At 59.0% G+C, this 669-nt stretch carries 2 protein-coding genes; both read left to right on the top strand.

The genetic code is table 11. The annotated features are described in order from the left end of the window. Positions 1–250, top strand: a 250-nt coding sequence (locus NW820_RS13235) for a zinc ribbon domain-containing protein (protein WP_414407756.1), incomplete at its 5' end; no start/stop codon positions are given. A gap of 46 nt (positions 251–296) precedes the next feature. Next, positions 297–669, top strand: a 373-nt coding sequence (locus tag NW820_RS13230) for a hypothetical protein (RefSeq protein WP_414407755.1), incomplete at its 3' end; no start/stop codon positions are given.

Below are 669 nucleotides of genomic sequence, written 5' to 3'. Positions count from 1 at the left end.
GCCTGCCTACACGTCGCAGACCTGCCACCGGTGTTTGCACATCCATCCCGATCCTGCGCAATCCTACCGCAGTGGCAAGTCGTTCAAGTGTGGGCACTGTGGATGGGAAGGGGATGCGGATTTGAATGGTGCGAATGTGATTGCGCTCTTGGGGGCTGTCGTAAACCAGCCTAGAGGTCCGGGCTTGTTTTGTTCTCTGGTAGAGCAGAACAGGCTCAGGGCTACTGAAAGCCCGCTCCGTACCGCTTAGCGGTCGGAGCCGGGTAGTTTACGTCTACAGAGCGCTGCTCCCCGCCTTGGAAAGCAGCTCTCCGCAGCGGGCAAAGAAACTCTTGAGCGCCTTGCCCTACGAGGAGGAAAGGATCCCCTCTTGGGCGCTGTCGCAGGTGCAGGCGGTGCGGCAGCGGGTTGCGGGGAATGTTTCTCCATACACTGATGTTTATGGGCGTGCCGGCCAAGTGTTGATCCTAGAACAGCCGACGGTGCAAACGGTGCGCCCTTTGTACGAAGATTTACCGCCCCCATCCCGACACTTTTTTCTGCTGCAGATAGCGGATCCAGAAACTCTCCCCCCTGCCGCTCAGGTGTTGCTGCGCAGCGTGGTGGGCGATGATGCTGACCCGCAGCGGTTTTTGGCGGCGGCTCTTCTCTACTTAAAAGGGGATCCCA

The organism is Synechococcus sp. R55.7 (assembly GCF_047461955.1).
GTDB lineage: Bacteria > Cyanobacteriota > Cyanobacteriia > Thermostichales > Thermostichaceae > Thermostichus.
The sequence above is the reverse complement of the archived record's forward strand: the minus strand, read 5'-3'. Positions and strand labels throughout refer to the sequence as shown.